The 20,483-nt window shown below is 60.8% G+C and carries 5 protein-coding genes; all 5 read right to left on the bottom strand.

The genetic code is table 11. From position 1 onward, the window contains the following. Positions 1-2: 2 nt before the first annotated feature. The 5 genes from M0412_RS23075 to M0412_RS23055 are packed head-to-tail and all read right to left on the bottom strand — an operon-like array spanning position 3 to position 20,478. Entirely contained in the window at positions 3-7,706 is a 7,704-nt protein-coding gene (locus M0412_RS23075) for a non-ribosomal peptide synthetase (protein ID WP_269702973.1), read from the bottom strand. Between the two features lie 11 nt (positions 7,707-7,717). Next, the gene (locus M0412_RS23070; protein ID WP_269702835.1) at positions 7,718-14,932 is read right to left on the bottom strand and encodes a non-ribosomal peptide synthetase; all 7,215 of its coding nucleotides are present in this window, start codon (positions 14,930-14,932) and stop codon (positions 7,718-7,720) included. After that, complete coding sequence (locus M0412_RS23065) at positions 14,929-19,362, bottom strand: type I polyketide synthase (protein ID WP_269702837.1); 4,434 nt, start codon at positions 19,360-19,362, stop codon at positions 14,929-14,931. Before M0412_RS23065 ends, M0412_RS23070 begins: the two co-directional genes overlap by 4 nt. A gap of 37 nt (positions 19,363-19,399) precedes the next feature. Then, positions 19,400-19,963 (bottom strand): siderophore biosynthesis protein, encoded by a 564-nt coding sequence (locus M0412_RS23060; protein WP_269702839.1) that lies wholly within the window; start codon positions 19,961-19,963, stop codon positions 19,400-19,402. After that, complete coding sequence (locus tag M0412_RS23055) at positions 19,960-20,478, bottom strand: siderophore biosynthesis protein (RefSeq protein ID WP_269702841.1); 519 nt, start codon at positions 20,476-20,478, stop codon at positions 19,960-19,962. The genes M0412_RS23060 and M0412_RS23055 overlap by 4 nt, the downstream gene beginning before the upstream one ends. Between the last annotated feature and the right edge of the window lie 5 nt (positions 20,479-20,483).

Genomic DNA, 20,483 nt, shown 5'->3' with positions numbered 1-20,483 from the left:
TGTCACAAGCTCTTTAGCAGATTGTCGAGTTCGTCCTGGCCGAGATCCATCAACGGGAAATCAGAAATGCTGTAACCAGCACCTGAACCATCAAGGCAATGCTGGATCAGCGTTTCGAGATTGTCCCGGAAATGGCCGGCCAGCATCTTGATGGTGTCCCCGGAATGCAGCTGCGCGCCATAGACCCATTGCAATTGCAATTCGCCGCGCACCACCATGGCATTGATCTCGAGGATCGTATCGCGCGGGTTGCCGGGGCCGTACATTGGACCGGAGGTTATGCCGGAGGGAGCAAACAGGCTGTCGGCCCCGAACATGGCATCCATCTGGCCGAGATAGTTGAAGCGGACCTGCGGTTGGCCGTAGTCCAAATGCTCACCCCTGTTGCGAAGATATTTCAGAACACCGAAACCCACGCCATTATTGGGAATTCGCCGCAGGGTGTCCTTGACGTCGAGAAGCAGGCGGTCTGGCGTAGCGTCATCGGGCGTATCGAACAACACGGGATAAAGCGCGGTCAGCCACCCCACCGTTTCGGAAACGTCGATATCCTCGAACAGGTGCGGTCTGCCATGGCTTTCCATTTCGAGGCGCAGGCGTGGCTTTCCGCTCCATTGCCGCAGCGCCAGATAAAGGGCTGCGACCAGAACTTCGTTCGAGGCGATGCTGAAGCATTCCGGCACATCCCGAAGCAGTTGCCTTGTTGTTTCGGCATCGATCGTCTGGCGGTACGTCACCGCATCCGATTGAGTATTGCTGCCACTCTGGTTGTCGAGCGGCAGCGCCTGCACGTCTTCTTCGCAGATGCCGCGCCAATATGCCTCCTCTCCATCGAAAAGCACCGACCGTGAAAGCCGGCTGTTCCAGCTGCCCGCCGCGACCGCGCCGGAGCGGATGGTGCCCGTTTCCAGATAATGCCGCTCGATATCCGCGACGATCATTCGCCAGGACACGCCATCGACGATGAGGTGATGGGCCGCGAGGATGAGGCGCCCGGAACCATCGGGCAATGTCGCGAAAATCGCGCCGAAAAGAGGCCCGGCACCAAGGTCGAAGCCGGCGTGGAGCTTTCTGGCAAAATCCGTGACGTCGTTCTCATCCGTGGCGGCCAGTCGTTGCATGAGGAGCATCGCCGAAATGGGGGCGAATTTCTGTTGCCATTGCCCGTTTTCACGCAAAAATCGGGCGCGAAGCGACTGATGTTCGTTGAGAACTCTGGCGATCGCCTTTTCCAGCCGGTCGAGATCGAGAGATCGGGTGGGTTTCAGGATCAGTCCCTGGTTCCAGTGGGAGAGATCGGGCAGGTCCTGATCCAGAAGCCAGCGCTGAATCGCGCCGAGCGTAGCTTCGCCATCGGCATCACCCTTTTCGGCCGTCGCAGTGCTTTCCGTGCATGTCGCTTCTGCGAGCGATGCGAGCGTGGGGTGGAGGAACACGTCACGCGGGGTCATCTTCAACCCCTTCTGGCGGGCCTGTGAAACCAGCTGGATGGCAAGGATGGAATCGCCGCCGAGCGAGAAGAAATTGTCGTTTCGCCGGATGTCTCCGCAGCCGAGCAAGCCTTGCCATATCTGCGCCAGCACGTCTTCCTGATCATTGAGCGGACTTGCAATTTCACCGGAGCGCTCGCCATGGGCTGCCGGGTCCGGCAGCGCGGATCTATCCAGCTTGCCATTCGGCAGGCGTGGAAGCGCGTCGAGCCTGGTCGCAAGCACGGGAATGAAATGCTCGGGCAGGCGTTGCCGGAGAATTGCGACAAGTTTGGCGATTTCGAGGGCAGGATCACCGGCAATCCACATTGCCAGGCGCGGATGATTGGAAGCGTCGCGCCAGAGCCCGGCCACGGCCTCGTGCACCCCGTCCTGCTGAAGTAATACGGCCTCAATTTCACCCGGTTCGATACGAAAACCGTTGAGCTTCAATTGCCGGTCGCCGCGCCCCATGTAATCGAGGCCACCATCATCACGTCTGCGCACGATATCGCCGGTCTGATACATGACGCGGTGTTCGCCGCAATCGGCAAAAGGGTTGGGCAGAAAACGCTCGGCCGTCTGGCCGGGCCGGTTCCAGTAGCCACGCGCCAGCCCGCTGCCGGACAGGAACAATTCACCGGGAACTCCAACCGGCACCTCGTTTAACTCGCCGTCGAGCACATAGGCGCGGGTATTGGCAATCGGCACGCCGATGCCGAACCATTCTCCCGATTTGGGCACCGGCGCCACCGTCGAATACGTCGTGTCTTCCGAGGGGCCGTACAGGTTATAGAGGCCTTCGACATGGTCGTTGGCGTATATCCGCGCGACAAGTTCACGTGGCAGCGGCTCTCCCGCCAGGCAAACCGTTTTCACGCTCTCCGGCAGGGGCCCGAGTTTGAGCAGTTCGGACATCGGCGTCGGAACCGTATTCACCAGCGTCACTTCACCTGAAAACGGTGCGCTCGGGAAGGCGAAGAGGTCGTCCACCATGAAGATACGCCCGCCTGCTGCAAGCGTCGCAAATATTTCGAAGATTGAAAGGTCGAAGCAGATCGAGGTGGAGGCGAGCACGCCGGACAGCTGGTCGCCGGTGAAGCTGTGCAGGCACCATTGCACGAAAGCAACGGCGTTGCGATGTTCGATGGCCACACCCTTCGGCCTGCCGGTCGAACCTGATGTATAGATGATATAGGCAAGATCGGAGCCTGACGTCGCTGGCGTCGGCACGGCGCCGCCTGCCAGACTTTCCACCATACCCGGCGTCATGCAGCGGAAATTCTGTCCGGCAGCCGAAATATCATCCTCTGTCGTGATCAGAATGAGTGCCAGATCGGCGTCCGCGGCGATGAATTCTATGCGGTCGGCGGGGTAACGCGGGTCGAGCGGAACATAGGCCGCGCCGGTGCGAAGAACGGCCAATATGGCGACCACCAGCCCCACGCTTCTTTCAAGGCGAATGCCGACGCGTTTCCCACTGCTTATGCCGGCTGCGGTGAGCCCGCTGGCGAGCCGGTCGGCTCTTCGGTCAAGTTCGGCATAGGACAGGCTCTGGTCCTGATCAGTGACTGCTATTGCCTGCGGATTGGCGTCAGCACTCGCTTTCACGAAGTCGTGCAGGCAGCGCCGCTGCGGCTGAAATGCCGCCTCCGTCTCGTTCCATTGCCGCAGCCTTTTCTGCTGGCTGCCCGACAGCAGGGAGAGCCTGTCGAGTGGCACATCAGGATGTTCGACAATCTTTTCAAGCAGGGCGACCAGCGCATCACCAAGAGATTCCATGGTTGAGCGGCGGAAAAGATCGCTGCGATATTCCAGACGGCATGAAAGTTCGTGCGCCGTTTCATGGATGAACAATGTCAGGTCCACACGCGACGACGTATCGGGAAGCACCAGTCTTTCCCAATCCATGCCGGCAAGCGAAATGGCTTCACGCCGGGTTTCGACGGTCGAGACGAGCATGGCCTGGAACAGCGGGTTGTGGCTCCATGTCCGGGGTAGTGAGAGCGCATCAACCACTTTCTCAAACGGCGCGGCCTGGTTGGCGAAAGCGCTTAATGCCGTGTCGCGGGTTGCCTTCAGTGCGTTATTGAAGCTCTCACCGCCCTGGGTCTGCAATCGGATCGCCAGCGTATTGGCAAACATCCCGATGATGTTTTCCAGATCGGGGTGGAACCGCTCGGATACCGGTGTCCCGATGACGATATCGCGCATGCCGCTGGCGCGCTGGAGCAGCGTCGAGAACGCCGTCAGCATTCCCATGAATAGGGTAGCGCCTTCGCGGTCGCAGAGTTTTCGCAATCCTGCGAGCAAAACTGCGTCGAGCGAAAAGCGAATGCTGTCACCTGAGAAGCCCTGTATGGCGGGCCGCACAAAATCCGTCGGCAACTCCAGCAGCGGCGGAGCGCCGGCAAGCGTTTTATGCCAGTAATCGACCTCGTCCTTCGTGTCCTGTTCCCGCTGCCAGATTGCAAAATCCGCATATTGCAGCGGCAGCGCCCCGCTTGGCGGTGCGGTTTTCTTTAAGAGGGACCCGTAAAACTCGGCAACGTCGTTGAGCAGAATTTCCGCTGAAAGGGCGTCACCGATGATGTGGTGCAATATGAAAAGCAGAACATGGTCCTGCGGGCCGGTGCGGAAGGCGTGAATGCGCAGCAGCGGCGCAACGGCAAGATCGAATGGCCGGCGCGCGCAATCGAGCAGGGCAGCCTCGAGTTCCCTCTCGCCGATCTCTTCCGGCATGATCCGGAATATCATCTCGGGGTCAGTCTCGACGAATGGCTTGCCATCGACGGAGACGAACCGGCCGCGCAGGATATCCTGTCTCTGCGCCGTCAGTTCCAGCGCATGCGAGAGAATTGCGAAATCGAGCGGTCCCCTGATCTTCAGGGCAAACGGAATATTATAAAGCGGGCTGTCCGGTTCAAGCTGCGCCAGCGCCCATTGCCTGTTCTGTGCATGCGATAGCGGTGTTCGGCCGGTATGGTTCCGCTTTGCCAGTCCGGATGAACTCGCTTCCGATCCGCGTCCGGTGATGGCCACCAGCGCATCGATGGCACCGGCAAATTCCGCAAGTCTGGGTTTCTCAAAAATGGTGCGCAGCGGCAGGTCAACGGCAAATGACGTCCGCAAACGCGCCAGCATCCGCGTCGCCAGCAGGGAATGGCCGCCAACCGTGAAAAAATTGTCGTCGCGGCCGATCTTTTCGGCGCCGAGCAATTCACGCCATATGGCCGCAACCATCTGCTCGGTGCCGTCGCGCGGAGCGGCATAGGCGGCTGACGAGATTATCTGTTTCGGTCGCTCAAGTCGCTTGCGATCGATCTTGCCATTGGCGTTTAATGGAAAACTGTCCATCCAGACATAGGCTGAGGGAAGCATGTAGGAGGGAAGCTGTGACGCGAGCGCTGTGCGGATCGCTTCCTCGTCCACCACGCCAGTCCCACGGCGGCAATAGGCGACGAGGGTGCCCGAGCCTTCCTCATCCTGCCAAAGGGTAACGACGGCCTGCTCGATGGATGGCTGCGAGGCAAGGATCGCCTCGATCTCGCTGAGTTCGATGCGGAAACCGCGAAGCTTGACCTGAAAATCGGCGCGGCCGACATAAAGAAGGTGCCCGGCGGCGGAACGCCGCATCAGGTCACCGGTTCGGTATAGCCTTGACGTTTCAGGCCGACCGTTCGGGCCTGCGGCTGGGCCTTGAACGAATGCGCGCGACGTCAGATCGTCCCGGTTGAAATAGCCTGGGCTCAGACCTTCGCCACCGATATACAGTTCTCCGACAACGCCTGCGGGCACCGGCATAAGCGCGTCATCGAGCAAATGCAGCTGCGTGTTGGCGATCGGCTCGCCGATCGGCAGGGCAGGGAGTTCCAGATGTTCGGGGGTTATGCGAGTGCAGGTGGACCAGATCGTCGTTTCGGTCGGGCCGTAGAGGTTCCACAATTCGCCACCGGTCTCCAGCAGGCGGCGGGCAAGGCCCGGCTCGAGCGCCTCGCCGCCGCAAAGCATCCTGAAACCCGCCGGAGCCTTCCAGTCGGCATCTGCCATCAGTCGCCATGTCGCGGGGGTTGCCTGCATCATCGTCGCGTCATGGTTCCGGATAAGCTCCGAAAGGGCCATATCGTCATAGACATCATCGGCTTCGGCGATGATCAGCAGGCCGCCGACCATGAGCGGCATCAAAAGCTCGAGGGTGGCAATGTCGAAGGCCGGTGTGGTGACGGCGAGGAACCGGTCTTCCGCAGACATGCCCGGCCGTCTCGCCATGCTGGTCAGAAGATTGACCAGGCTTTTCTGTCGGATCGGCACGCCTTTCGGCCTGCCCGTCGAACCCGATGTGTAGATGATATAGGCCAGATCGTCAGGCAACGTCTCTCGGTGCGGATTGCTGAAGGAGCCGGTTGCGCGCAGCAGAGGTTCAATCGCCATGCAATCGCATGGATATGCCGCTTTCGTAGCGTCATCGTCAGCCTCGCTGACGAGAATGATGTCAGGCCTGCAGTCCTCGAGAATGAGCGCGCGCCGTTCCGCCGGCTGACCGGGGTCGAGAGGCACATAATGGCCACCGAGTTTCAGCACCGCGAGGATGGCGATGATGAGGTTTTCAAAACGAGGCAGGCAAATGGCGATGCGGGGATGGGTTTTGCCGTTGCCGATGCGATCACGCAAACCGGACGCCACGCGGTTGGCGGCATCATTGATATCACTATGGGAGTATTGCCGGTCGCCGCAGCGCACGGCCGCAAACGAGCCGCGCGCCTTCGCCGTATCTTCCAGCAGCGCTGCGACATCTCTCAATGGAAAGGCGGTGGTCGTCCGGTTGGCAGCCGCTATAGCCGCATGCTCTGTCTCGTCCAGCAGGTCGATTTCGGCAATGCGACCGCCGGGATTCGACACGAGCCCGCCGAGCAGTCTCATGAAATAGTCTGAGAAGCGTGCCACCGTCTCAGGCAGGAAAAGTTCGGTATTGAACTCGAAAATGCCGCTGAAACCTTCGCTCCCTCGTCCCTCATGCATGTCGAGGCTGAGATCGAAACGCGAGGCGCCTGAATCGAGCGCGATCGGCGTGACCTTGATATCGCCGAGGTCGAAAGTTCCACCCGAGGCGTTGTGAAGCACGAAAGTCGACTGGAAGAGGGCGTTATGGCCGATGTCACGCTCGACATTCAGCGCATCCACCACCTGCTCAAAGGGGACATCCTGGTTCGAAAGGGCTTCAAGCGTCGTCTCCCGAACCCGTTCGAGCAGCGCATCGAAAGTGTCATTCGGTTGCAGACGCGTCCGCATGACGAGATTGTTGACGAACAGCCCGATGAGGTTGCGGGTCTGCGCCCTGTTGCGGTTCGATGCCGTCGTGCCGATGCAGATGTCGTCGGATCTCGAAAGGCGGGCGAGCAGAATTTGATAGGCCGCCAGCAGCACCATGAATGCCGTCAGTTTCCGGCTTTTCGCCAGATCCTTGATGGCGGCGGAGAGTTCCGGCCCAAGGTGGAACTTGTGCCGGGCGCCGCGAAACGCCTGCGTCACCGGCCGGGCGAAATCGAACGGAAGTTGAAGCAGCAGCGGTGCATCACGAAGCTGTTCGCGCCAGTAATCGACCTGGCCGGAAAGCTCCGCAGTGCCGTTGCGCTGCCATTCGGCATAGTCGCGATACTGGATATCGAGTGCCGGAAGCTGGCCGGTGGCAGGAGATCCGGACGCGCTATAGAGCCTGTGGACCTCGTCGATGAGGATCTGCAACGAGGCGTAGTCGGAAATGATGTGATGGATGACCATGACGAGGATATGCTCGTCAGGTGCAACGGAAAACAGGCCAACGCGAAACAGCGGACCTTGCGAGAGCTCGAACGGCTCCCGCGCGAAGCGGCTTATGGCGGCATCGCGTGCGGTCTCGTCATCGCCCGGTTGGTGAAAACTGAAGTCTGCCGTTGACCGGGGGGAAATGACCTGGAACGGCTCTCCGTCAAGCACCTTAAAAACCGTCCGCAGGCTTTCATGGCGCTCTACGACGATATCGAAGCAGGTCTTCAGCCTGTCCCGGTCGAGCGGACCTTTCAGCCTGATGGCCAGAGGTATCGAATATGCGCCTGAGCCGGGCTGCATCTGCTCGACGAACCAGATACGTTCCTGAGCATGGCTCAGGCGGAAGTTCTTTTTTTCGGATGCCTGCTGTCCGGCCATCATGCGCTGCAGAAGCTGGCGCTTTTCATCTGCGGTCAGTCGGGAAATATCCATCGTGTTCACGTCTACTGGTCCTTTTGGCCGGAGAGCAGCTGCTCCAGCATTTTATCCACGTCATCATCGGAAAGGTCGCTTACGGATGTCTGCGCGGCGATCGGAGAAATTCCCGCTTCCACGCCGCCCGGCAGGGACGGTGAAAGAGAGCCGAGCAATTCCGACTGGGCTTTGACGGTGGTGGCCCCGAAGAGCTGAGCGAGGGTCAGGTGCACCGAAAACTCCTGCCTTATGCGCGACAGCAGCTGCATGATCGTCAGGGAATCGCCGCCCGCTTCGAAGAAGTTGTCCTCCACGCCTGCGCTGTTACCGGACAGGAGCTCATGCCAGATCGCCAGCAATACGGCCTCGTTTTCGGTTGCCGGAGCAACGCTGTGGCGTGCCCTCGCGCCCGGTGCGGGCAGGGCCTTTCGGTCAACCTTGCCATTGGCGCTGAGAGGCAGCCGCTCCATGATCACGAATTCGCGCGGGACCATATAGGCGGGAAGTTTTGCGGCAAGAAAGGCGCGCATCCGCTCAGAGAGGGTTTCACCCCGGATTTGAGCGGATGCCTGCCACTGTGTGCTCCATGCGGGATCGATGGAACCGCCGGCCAGTACGTAAAGCGGCTCCTCGTCTTCTTCGGTTGCCAGTGCCGATGCGATGGCGGTCAGATCGACGCCGCCGGCCGCGCACAGGCCGATATCGAGACGCGTCGCATGCAGCATCATCACCTGCGCCATATGGCCGGCTTCCAGCAGGCAGAAGTCTCTGGCCTTTTGCCCGTAGCTGCGCGCCATGGCCGCCTTGAGGCCGGTGAAAACCACGAGGAAAGCGCTTTGCCTGACTATATCGTCGCTTTTACCGGCGATTGCCGCGATCTGTTCCTGCGAAACGGCCGCCAGAAATTCCAGCCGGTGTTCGGCGGGATGATGACGATACCAGCCGGCGGACAGCCCCTCGATCCGGCCGTCCTGGACCAGAATATGGGTCTGAACCGGATAAAGTCCGCCCGCTGACGGGTAAAGCGCCTTTTTCAGCGGTGTGCCGGGGACATCGAAGGCCCTTATGCTGGCGAGCAGATGGCCGATGCTCTGAAGCTCGGCCGGGGCGGTCAAAAACCGGCGATGACTTTGCCGGGCAATCGCTTCATGGAACAGGCCGTCCGGCGTGGCCAAGTCGATGGTTCTTCCGGCATCGCCCAATCTGCCATCGGCCAAGCCGCCATCACCTGACCGGCCCGACTTCGCTTCCAGTTTGCCGATGAGGCTGCCTTGGGTATCCGGAACGATATAGGCAACGAGGGCAGGTGGCTGGCCTGTCGTCGTCACCACGGCTTCGGCGACATTTTCATTTTGCAGCAGCGCGGTCTCGATTTCCCCGAGTTCGATCCTGAAGCCGTTGACCTTCACCTGGAAATCTTCGCGCCCCAGAAACTCCAGCAGTCCCTCCGGCCGCAGCCGCCCGAGATCGCCGGTTTCGTAAAGCAGCAGCGCGCCGTTTCCAGCCTCTTCTTCGTCCGCGAAACTGTCGGGAATGAAGCGATCGGCGGTCAGCTGCGGCCGCCCCCAGTAACCACGCGCAACACCGATGCCGCCGATAAACAGCCGGCCCGTGACCCATGGCGGGCAGGGCCGCCCCTGATCATCGAGGACATACCAGCGCTGGTTTGCCAGCGGCTGGCCGTAGGGGATGCTCGTCCAGTCCCGCAGTGCTTCCCCGATCGGGTGGAAAATCGACCAGATGGAAGCTTCGGTTGCCCCGCCGAGGCTGATGAGATCGGCATCTGGCAATTGTGCTTTCAGGGAGGGAGGCAGGCTGACGGGAATCCAGTCTCCGCTCATCATGATCAGGCGCAGGGGTGGTTTTTCCCTGAGCGCCGGCAGCTCGGCCAGCAGCAATTGCGCAAGGGCCGGCACCGAGTTCCATACAGTCACCCGATGTTGCAGCAGAAGCTTCATCCAGCGGGCATTGTCCGACACTTCCTCGCGCACGGGAATGACGATGGCGCCGCCAACCGCAAGCGGACCGAATATATCGTAAACAGAAAGATCGAAGCTCAGCGACGAGAGCGCGAAAACCCGGTCCTCAGTTGAAACGCCAAAGCGGCGATTGATGTCGAGGATCGTATTCAGCGCACCGCGATGATCGATCATCACACCTTTCGGTTTGCCGGTCGAACCCGAGGTGAAGATGATATAGGCAAGATCCGATGGTTTGGTCGCCGAGGGAGAAGGTCTGGCTCCGCCATCTTCGGGGACCGCGATCACGGTTACCCGCTGCGGCCAGTCGCCTCCTTCGGCGATGACGAGATCGGCCGCCGTGTCTTCCACAAGCTCGAAACGCCGCTGTGCAGGCAGGTCGGGGTCAACAGGCACATAGGCCGCGCCGCTTGCCAGAATGCCGAGGCAGGCGATTACCTGACCTGCGCCCTTCGGCAGAGAAACGGCAACCCGGTCGTTCGGACCTGCACCGGCCTTCTGCAGATCAGCCGCCAGCGCCAGCGCCCGTTCGGCCACCTGTCCGTAGGTCAGTTCGATGCCGCCTGCGCAGACGGCGATCTTGTCAGGGCTTTCCGCAGCTCTCTCGAAAAATGCCTCATGCAGGAGCTGCGTGTCGTCGGGAAGCGCGATTTTCGCCCTGTCGTTCAGCGTTTCGAACGCCTGGCAATCAACGATATCAGGCTCGGTCTGCCATGCCGCGTCGTCGCTGGCCAGCGCCCGCAGCAGGGTCTCATAGGCGGCAAACATCATGTCCAGCATGGTAGGCGGAAAGAGTTCCTCGACCGCATCCCAGTTATAGACGAGCTCGCCCTGATCTTCGGAAACCTGATGGTCGAGATAGACCTGCGGCGTCTGGCTGACGCTGTCCACCAGTCGTGTATCGAGACGCGGAGCATTGTCGTCTCTCGAGGATTGGCCTAGAACGCTGGTGAAAACCACGGGCATCAGGGCGCCGCCGGAGCGCCCGTTCTGTTTCGCCAGCTCACGAAGCACGGAAACGCCGCTGAAAAGCCGGTGTTCCAGATCTTCCATCAGGCGCAACTGAACCTGACGGGCACGCGTGGTGAAGTCGGCGCGGGCCGAAAAATCGAGCCCCAGCAGGAGTGACGCCGTGAAATCGCCGACGATCTTTTCCACGTCCTGATGAACCGGCTCACGATTGAAGACGGTGAGATTGAGGGTGAAATCCTGACGCCTGCTCCAGCGCGCCAGAACCTCCGCAAAGATCGTCATGATCGCGGCTGTCGGGGTGAGGCCGGCGCTCTGGGCCAGTTCCTTGAAGCGTGACCACTCTTTCGCGGCAAGCCGGCCCCGGCGACGCGTGAAGCGCGGATGCTCGATCTGCGATGGGTTGCATGCCAGCGGCAGATCCGGTGAGGCTGGCAGGGCGGCTATCCGGGCAGACCAGTGCTCCCGCGCCCGCTCATAGGCTGCACTGTTATGCGCGGATTTCTCAAACAGAACATAATCCCGGAATGTCAGTCCGATTTCGGGAAGCGCGCGTTTCTGCATGAGCGCCGCGAGCTCGGTACCCATCAATTTCAGCGACCAGGCGTCACCGATGAGAACATCGAAACTGACGAACAGCCTCGTCGTTTTTTCATCGAGCCGGGCAGCTTCGATGTGAAACAGCGGCCAGCGGTCCGCCTTGAAAATATTGTGAGACAGCCTGTTTCTGATGTCCAACAGGCACGTGGCCCGATCGGCCGCATCACGCAGGTCCACGACCGGCAGCGCGTAATGGGGAACGTCTGCCAGCACGCGCTGCCGCCCGTCGGCATCAACGATCGCGCGCAGCATGTCGTGGCGCGCGACAAGACCGTTTATGGCGTTTTCCAGCGCACCCGTATCGAGATTGTCGATATCGAATTCCCGATAGCCGTGGGAACCGACGCTGCCGAGTTCGAAACCCTGGTTGCGGCCGATCCAGTATGCATGCTGGATATCCGTCAGCGGAAACGGCTCATGGCGATCTTCAGGATTATGGACCACTGCAAGGCCGTCGACGTTGAGGGTGTCCGCGGCCTCATTATCAAGCCGGTTTGCCAGCCCGGCGATCGTCGGTGTCTCGAAAATTGCCTTGAGCGGCAGTGAAACCCCGAAATCGGCCTTGATGCGGGCAATGATCCTGATGGCGAGCAGCGAATGTCCGCCCATCTCGAAGAAGCTGCGCTCGACATCGATCATGCTGGTCTGAAGGACGTCCTGCCATATGGCTGCAAGCCGTTCCTCGATTTGGTTTCGCGGCGCGGTACCGCTTCCCTCTGGCGTCTTTATTTCAAGTGCGCGCAGGGCGCTCCGGTCAATCTTGCCGTTCGGCAGATGCGGCATGGCCGGCAGGATGGTCCATAAGGCCGGGACGAGGTGGGAGGGCAGCTGCCTTGCCAGTGCAGAGCGGATGTCGTCCACTGTCAGCTGTCGCCCAGCATCGAGCGAAATATAGGCGGCCAGCTGGCGTTCCGGGCTTGCTTCATCGCCTATGACTGCAATGACGGCCTCGTTGACGCCGTCGATATCCTCGAGCCGGTGCTCGATCTCGCCGGTCTCGATCCGCAGGCCCCTGATCTTGACCTGATTATCGAGACGTCCGTGGAATTCCAGCGTGCCATCCGCGCGGCGTCTGACCCGGTCGCCGGTGCGGTAGAGATAGGCGGACGACCTGCCGGAAAAAGCGTCCGGAACGAAACGCTCGGCCGTCTGGCCCGGGCGTCGCAGATATCCGCGGGTGACACCGGCTCCGCCGAGATATAGTTCGCCCGCAAGACCGTCAGGCCGGAGACGTCCGGCCCGGTCGAGGACATACGCTTCCGTGCCCGGCAGGGGTGCGCCGATGGAAACCGTTTTTTCCCCGTTGACGGCGCAAACCATCGCGCCCGTCGAGTAAGTCGTATCTTCCGAAGGCCCGTAGAGATTGTGTATGCGCGCCTGTGGTGCCTTCTTTGCCAGTTCTTCAAGCAGGACCGGCGGCAGCGGCTCCCCGGCGAGATTGATGGTGCGAACGGATGTCGGAAGCGTGTCGTGGCGCAGATATTCGCGCAGCAAACTCGGAACGGTGTTGATCAGGCTGACCTCGGCGACATGCTGCAAACGCGGCAGATCGAAGAGCGTGTTGGCCAGAACCACCTGACCGCCACAGGAAAGCGTGCCGAAAATCTCGAATATGGAGAGATCGAAGCACACTGAGGTCGATGCCAGAACGCCTGCCAGCTCGTCACCGGTGAAATTGCTGCCGGTCCACTGCATGCGGGCGGCGGCATTGCCATGCGTGATCGCCACGCCCTTCGGTCGTCCCGTCGAGCCTGATGTATAGATGATATAGGCGAGATCGGCCGGATCGCAGGCGTGAGCGGCGGAAAAGACCGCATCGGGAAGTTTGCCGACCTCAAGGAGGGTCAGTTCATCCGTGGCGTCGAATGCCAGCCGATCGCTATCCGTCAGGACGACCCTGATGGCCGCATCCCGTGCAATGAAGGCGAGCCTCTCGGACGGATAGTCCGGGTCGAGCGGCACATAGGCCGCGCCGGCTTTCAACACGCCGAACAGGGCCGCGATGAGATCCGGCGTGCGCTGCATGCAGACGCCGACGATGGAGCCGCGGCCAAACCCGCCGGCGGCGAGCGCAGCGGCAATCGCGTTGCTTCGTTGATCGAGCTCCCGATAGGTGAGGCCGCCATGTTCGCTAGCCACTGCGGATTTTTCCGGTGTGCGCGCCGCCTGCGCCGTCAGCACCTCGTGCAGGCAAAGCCCGCTCTGTGCCAGAGCCTGACCGGCAGACCGGCGGATCTGCTCCTGATGCTCGTCGTCGCAAAGAAGGGAGAATTCCGATATCCGGCGGGCGGGGTCCTCGGCGATCGTGCGCAATACATGTTCGAAACGCCGCCAGATCGTGGCGACCGTCTCCTCATTGAAGAGATCGGTTGCATATTCGATCTTGCCGCCGATGTCGGGGTCATTGTCCTCGAGGTTGAAGCGGATTTCGTTTTTTGCAGCACCATCGGGCAGGCGCAGTGTCTCGATGGCAAGACCGTCGAGTTCAGGCAATCTTGCCAGATTGTGCTGAAGATCGAATTTTGCCTGAAACAGCGGCGTCATCTCGGACAGGGAGCGTTTTGGATTGAGAGCCTCGACGATCCGCTCATAAGGCACGTCCTGGTTCGCCAGACCGGTGCGGACGGTCTCGCCGACGCGCTGCAGCAGGCCGGAGAAATCCGGATTGCCCGCAAGATCGGTACGCAGCACCAGCGTGTTGACCAGAGGGCCGATCATCGCCTGGGTTTCCGGCCGGTCGCGGTTTGCGACTTCGCTGCCCACGACGATGTCGTCGCTGTCGCAATAGAGATGCAGCACCAGTTTGAAAGCGGAGAGAAGCAGAACGTAGAGGCTGACATTATGTGCCCGTGCCAGCGCCCTCAGCTGTCCTGAAAGTGCAGGGTCGACGGAAACCGCAAATTGTGCGCCGAAGAAAGTGGCGATGGCCGGTCGCGGACGGTCGAATGGCAGGTCCAGCACCGGCAGATCCGTTCCGAGCGCCTTTTTCCAGTATGCGAGCTGGTTTTCAAGCACCGGGCCGCGCAGCATCTTTCCCTGCCAGATCGCCCAGTCGGCATATTGAACGCGAATATCAGGCAGATGGTGTGACTGGCCGGTCATCTCCTTGTAGAAGCCCGCGAGGTCACGGGCGAGCACGGTCATCGACCACCGGTCGCCGGTGATGTGATGCAGCCCGACCGCCAGCAGATGATCTTCGGCCGAAAGGCGCACCAGCATTGCGCGCAATTGCGGATGGCTCAGGTCATAGGGTTCGGAAAGCCGTTGCAGGATGTGCTGCTTGGCTGTGGCTTCCGCATCGGTGTCCTGCGCGAGGTCGAGGAATTCGATTGCCGCGTCGCCGGCTGCAAGAATATCCTGTTCCGGAAAGCCGTCGGCGCCGGGAATGAAGCGCGTTCGCAGCGGCTCATGCCGTTGTACGACCTTCGCCAGCGCCTCTTCCAGCGCCGTCCTGTCGAGTTTTCCGCGAAACCGCAGGATACTGCGCATGTTGTAAGCCGTGTTGTCAGGTTCAAGCTGCTGCATGAACCACAGGCGTTGCTGCGCAAAGGACAGGGGCCGATCACCATCGCCTTCCTCACGTCCCGGAATGGCGGAGTCGAGAGCCGACTGATATCCCCGCTCGGCAAGACGCTGCTCTATGAGGCGACGGCGCTCGGGCGAAAGGTTCGCGAGTTTGGCGTAGAATTCGTTCATCGTGCTTCTGCTCCTCCAAGCGCGCTCTGGACTTCACTGTCGGAAAGGCTTTCGATTTCCATCAACAGCGCTGCCATCTCGTCCAGGTCGCCTTCATCAGGCATATGGGCGGTAATCATGCTCGCCACGCGGGCGACCGTCGGGTTTTCGAAGAGGAGTTCGCGCATTTCGATCTTGACCGGGAATGTTTCCCTGAGCTTGGCGACAACGCGGATGGCCAGAAGCGAGTGGCCGCCCAGCTCATAAAATCCGTCATCGACGCCGATCCCGCTCACGCCGATCAGTTCTTCGAAAATGCCCGCGACTGTGGTTTCGGTGTGGGTGCGCGGGGCGATGAAGGGTGTGGACATCGCCGGCCTTGCACGGCCCGAAACAGGCGCCTTCGACAGCTGCGCCTTCTTGACCGCCGTCGGGGCGACGGTGATGTCGCTGCGCGAAAGCATCGTTGTGCCGGTAATGCCGTTCTCGATGATCCTTCTCGTCAGGTCCCAGGCATCATCAGAGGCAACCGCATAGGCGTTGGTATCGAGCGAGGAACGTTTGCCGGCGGCCAGCACATCGATGAGCGGATAACCAATGGCGAACCAGGGCATTCTCGCGCTGCGCGACTGGGCAGCCACAAGCAGCTCCACCGCCTGATATCCCGATGTATAGGCGGCCAATCCCACGCCGCCGATGACGGTTGCGAGCGATGACTGGATGCAGCAGAAACCTGCCCGCCGTTGCTCCATCGCCGTTATGAGCGCCCGCAGCGGCGCGATGCGAACCGCTTCATTGTAGCTGAGATGCGTGTCGTCCATCATTGAGAGCGGCGCTGCCGCCTGCCGGTTTGCCTGAGGCATGCTCAGAAAAATCCCGTCGATCCGGCCATGCTTCGACACCACCTCATCGAGTGCTGCGCCGATGGCAACGGGATCATTGCAGTCGATCCGGCGCGTATCGATAGCTGCATCCAACTGAATGGCGGTCTCCGCATCCTTGATGGAGTGCAGCACGGACAGGCGTGTGCCGGATATTTTCGCCAGATGATCCAGCCAGACAGTGCCGACACCTTCGGCGATATTGCCGATCACGACATAAATGCCGTTTTTCTTCAGGCGGGCGGCTGCCTGCGGTTCAGGCAGGTCGAGCGGCGCAAATCCATGCGACCAGCGATGCGGGCCCCTTATGGCGACCGCCGGGCCGGTTCCGTTGAATTCCGCCAGGAGGCGATCCGCAACCGCCTGATCCGCCATGTCCTGCGCGACCATGATATCGATGTGCCTGCAGGTCAGGTCTTCATATTCCTGGCCCGCAACCTTCAGGACGCCCGACAACTGAGACTGCAGCTCGTCGAGATTTTCCAGACCGGTGACATCCGTTGCGCCATTGGTCACCAGCGTCAGATTACTTTTGTGCCCCTGTGCGGTGAGCGCCCGCACGAGATTGAGCAGGGTCGTAACCTCGTCCCGCCGGCCAGGCTTCAGCGGCCAGAGATATAGGATGTCCTGTGGCAGAGCCCCGCGTTCGCCCATTGTGTCGAGCAGCCGGGCAAAATCCGCCGCGGAATGTCCGGCAAGGCTGAAGCAGCGGAAATCGCACTCGTCGAACCTGTCGCCTTCAATGGCGCGATAGGCCTGAGCGCCGGCGCCTTCCAGCCGTGAGGCGAGGGATTTGCCGATGCGTCCTTCATCAAGGATCAGGACACGGCGGTTTCTGCTATCTGCCGGGGTTGCCGGCGACAGGCGCTGCCATGTCGGACGATAGATTCTGGCGCTGTCGACGGCGGTGGAGACGGGCGCCTGATTTTTTGCCGTCTGGGCGGAAATCCAGTAACGCTGCCCCTGAAAAGGATAGGTGGCGAGTGGCACGCGGCTGCCTTCAGCCGATACGGCCTGCCAGTCGAGATGCCCCCCGGTCCGCCAGTATCGTCCCAGTGCGGCAAGGTACTGGCCCGTCTCGTTTTCCGGGCTGGCACGGCCAAGGCAGGGTATGATCCGGTCTTCCGCGATAGCCTGTTCGCTGATGAGACCCGACAGTGCCGAGCCGGGTCCGGCCTCTATGAAGACTGTATTGTCTATGCCGAGAAGGGTTCGCATCCCCTCGTCGAAACGCACGGTCTGTTCCAGATGTCTGGCCCAGTAATTCGGATCCGTCGCCTGCGAGGCGCTCAGCCACGTTCCCGTCACATTGGAGATCATTGCAATGGATGGCGGGGAAAGCCTGACATTTCGCAGTTCCTCCAGATAGCGCGCTGCGGCCTGCGCCATCATCGGCGAATGGAACGCATGTCCGGTCTTCAGCCGCCGCGTCACGTAACGCGCCTGTTTGAGTTCCGTTTCGAGCCTTGCGATGGCATCCGTGCTGCCTGAAACGACGCTGAGGCCCGGCGCATTGCTGGCCGCCAGGGCGATGTCCGCGTTAAGCCAGCGGTCGATCGGCGCGTCGGGATGAACGACCGCAAGCATTGCGCCCGGGGCGGCCTGTTGCATCAACCGGCCGCGCGCCACCACGAGCGAAAGTGCCGTATCCAGATCGAAGACGCCCGCCAGGCAGGCCGCCACATATTCGCCGATGCTGTGGCCATGGAGCGCCTGCGGTATCACACCCTGCGCCATCCATGCCTTTGCAAGGGCATATTCCACGGCAAACAGCGCCGGCTGGGCAAATTCCGTATCATGGATATCCTCATGTCCGGCAAAGAGATCAGCGCGGAAATCGCGTTGCATGATCTTCGAAAGACGATCCGCGCAGGCATCGAAAGGCGCACGGAAAAGCTCCACCCGCTCGTAGAGATCCTTGCCCATTCCGGCATATTGGCTTCCCTGTCCGGGAAACAGGAAAACCGCGGACGGCGTGCTGCCGGCAATGGATGGTTTTTGCGCAGCAAGACGGTGCAGTTCCGTTGCGGCTGACGCCAGATCATCCGCAACCAGCGACTGGCGATGGCTGAAAGCCTTCCGGCCATGACGCAGCGTGAAGGCAACGTCGTTGATCGCAAGTTCCGGGTTCGCCTCGAACGCTTTCGCCTGTGCCGAAAGCAGTGCCGAGAGCGCCGCATCGTTGCGCGCCGAAAATACCAGAAGCTGCGGCGATGCCGGTTGCGTCTTGGCGCGCGCGCCTGCGTCGGTTGGTGTCTCTTCCAGCACCAGATGCGCATTCGTTCCGCCGATACCGAGAGAACTGATGCCGGCTCTCCGGGGGCTTTCCTTAGCATCCCAGTCTCGCAGGGCCGTATTGACCGCAAAGGGGCTTGCCGGGAAGTCGATCTTTGAGTTTGCCTGTTTGAAATGAAGGCTTGCGGGGATTTTGCCGTGCTTGAGGCAAAGCACGGTCTTGATGAAACCCGCAATGCCTGCGGCGGTATCGAGGTGGCCGATATTGGTCTTCACGGAGCCGATGACGCAATATCCGGTGCGCGTCGTCGTCTTGCGAAAGGCCTGCGTCAGCGCCGCGATCTCGATGGGGTCGCCCAGCGATGTTCCCGTGCCATGCGCTTCGATATAACCGATGGAATCGGCCGATATTCCTGCAGCCGCGTGGGCCTCGCTTATGACCATGGCCTGGCTGTCCACCTGCGGCGCGGTAAAGCTCGCCTTCAGCGCGCCGTCATTGTTGATGGCCGAACCGATGATGACGGCATCGATCGTGTCGCCGTCTGCAAGCGCATCTTCAAGGCGCTTGAGCACGACAACGCCGACGCCGCTGCCGGGAACGGTTCCGGCGGCATCCGCATCGAATGCCCGGCAATGCCCGTCAGGAGACAATATTCCGCCTTCGCGCGCTACATATCCGTGCGAACGGGAAACCGTCACGCCGCCCGCAAGCGCAATATCGCATTCGCCCGCAATGAGGCTCTGGGCCGCGACATGGATGGAAACAAGTGATGAAGAGCAGGCCGTCTGCACCGTCATGGCCGGTCCGCGCAGATTGAGCTTGTAAGCCGTGCGCGTCGCCAGAAAATCCTTGTCGTTGGCGACGAACAGTTCAAAGGGGCTGATCGATTGGCGCACCGCGGCATTGGCGTGCAGGTTCAGAAGATAGGTGTTGAAGCCGCTCGAGGCATAGACGCCGATGGAACCGTCGAAAGTGTCGCCCTGATATCCGGCGCGCTCCAGCGCCGCCCAGGCGCATTCGAGAAACAGGCGCTGCTGCGGATCGAGAATCTCCGCCTCGCTGGGGCTGTAGCCGAAAAATTCGGCGTCAAACTGGTCGGCGCCCTCCAGCGGCGCTGAAGCCCGCACGAAATCCGGATCGATGAGCTGCTCGGGCGGAACACCCAGCGCGCTGAGTTCCTCGTCGGTCCATTCTTTGACCGACTCCCGGCCATGAACCAGATTATCCCAGAAGCTCTCAATGTCGGAGGCTCCCGGAAAGCGGCCTGCCATACCGATGACGGCGACCCGAAAGGCATTCCGATCCTGGTTTGAAGCGCTGGTATAGTCGGACATATGCAGTTCTCGCTGGATTAGAAATTGAACACGCACGTTACTTGTGGAACGGGCAGCCTTTTTTGGGCGGATCGATCATGCCGAGGCGACCGCGTTCGAAACGCTGGAGCGTATCGATTGCCTTCCGGTCGCCGTATCGCAGGCTTCCGGCGTCGGAGCCGACGAAACGTGAGCAGACGCCGACATGCCCTTCCGCCAGATATTTGTAGGCTGCGACGAATTCCGCGTGTGCGTCATGGAGTTCGACCGGCAGGGTGGCGAACACGTCCTTCATTTCACGCCAGACCTGAATGAGGACGGCATGATCAAACGACATCAGCCCGCTGAAATCATCGGATTCGACTGATGGCGGCGTCATGGACACGCGGATGGTATTTTCGTAATCCGCCTTGCTGAAGCTTGCGGCGAGGTCCATGGAGCTGGCAGATGTGCGCAGAAGCACCGCGGCGGCCCGCAATTCCCTGTCCGCTTCGGCATGGTTGCCCTCATGCACCTGCATATTGAAACGACGAAGGCACAGAACCAGCCCCTGCACGTTCATGAAGAACGCCCAGTGGAATTCGCGCCAGATCCGGGAAGGCGAGGGGGAAGCAATGGTCATCTTGCACACTCCACGCCAAAGCACCTTGCAAGAAGCCTTGCATGAACCTTAAAACCATCAAACTGGGCTTTAGCGGCCTTTTCCGACAGGTGTGGCGCCCGGCAGAAAAGATCGGTAACCGACAGCGCGACCTGCAGGAAGCTGCGCAGCAGAACATGGGCGGGCTGGGCAGTGGTAATGCGGTTCACGCGGAAATACCGGTCGTAGTCATTGGCGTGAAAGGACGTCAGCGGCAGGCCGCTGATATCCACGACGCCGGGGTCTGACATCGGCTTTTCCATGTTGCCCAGAAGCGCGGCGATGCGCGCGCGGCATTCGGGATGATGCAGCGTGAACGCTTCGAGCGCCTCGCAGATGATGTGCTGCAGGCGGGCTCTTTCGTGTTCTTCCGGCACCATTACCGGTGCCAGTGCCTCCGGCAGGAGCAGATCAAGAATGGCATCCTGCGCAAGCCAGTCCCTGTCCGGTCCGGCGTCCTCGCGGGGCACCGGGCTTGGCCATGGTTGGTCGTCCATGGGGT

Source organism: Agrobacterium sp. O3.4 (assembly GCF_041414895.1).
GTDB classification, from domain to species: Bacteria; Pseudomonadota; Alphaproteobacteria; order Rhizobiales; family Rhizobiaceae; genus Agrobacterium; species Agrobacterium cucumeris.
The sequence above is the reverse complement of the archived record's forward strand: the minus strand, read 5'-3'. Positions and strand labels throughout refer to the sequence as shown.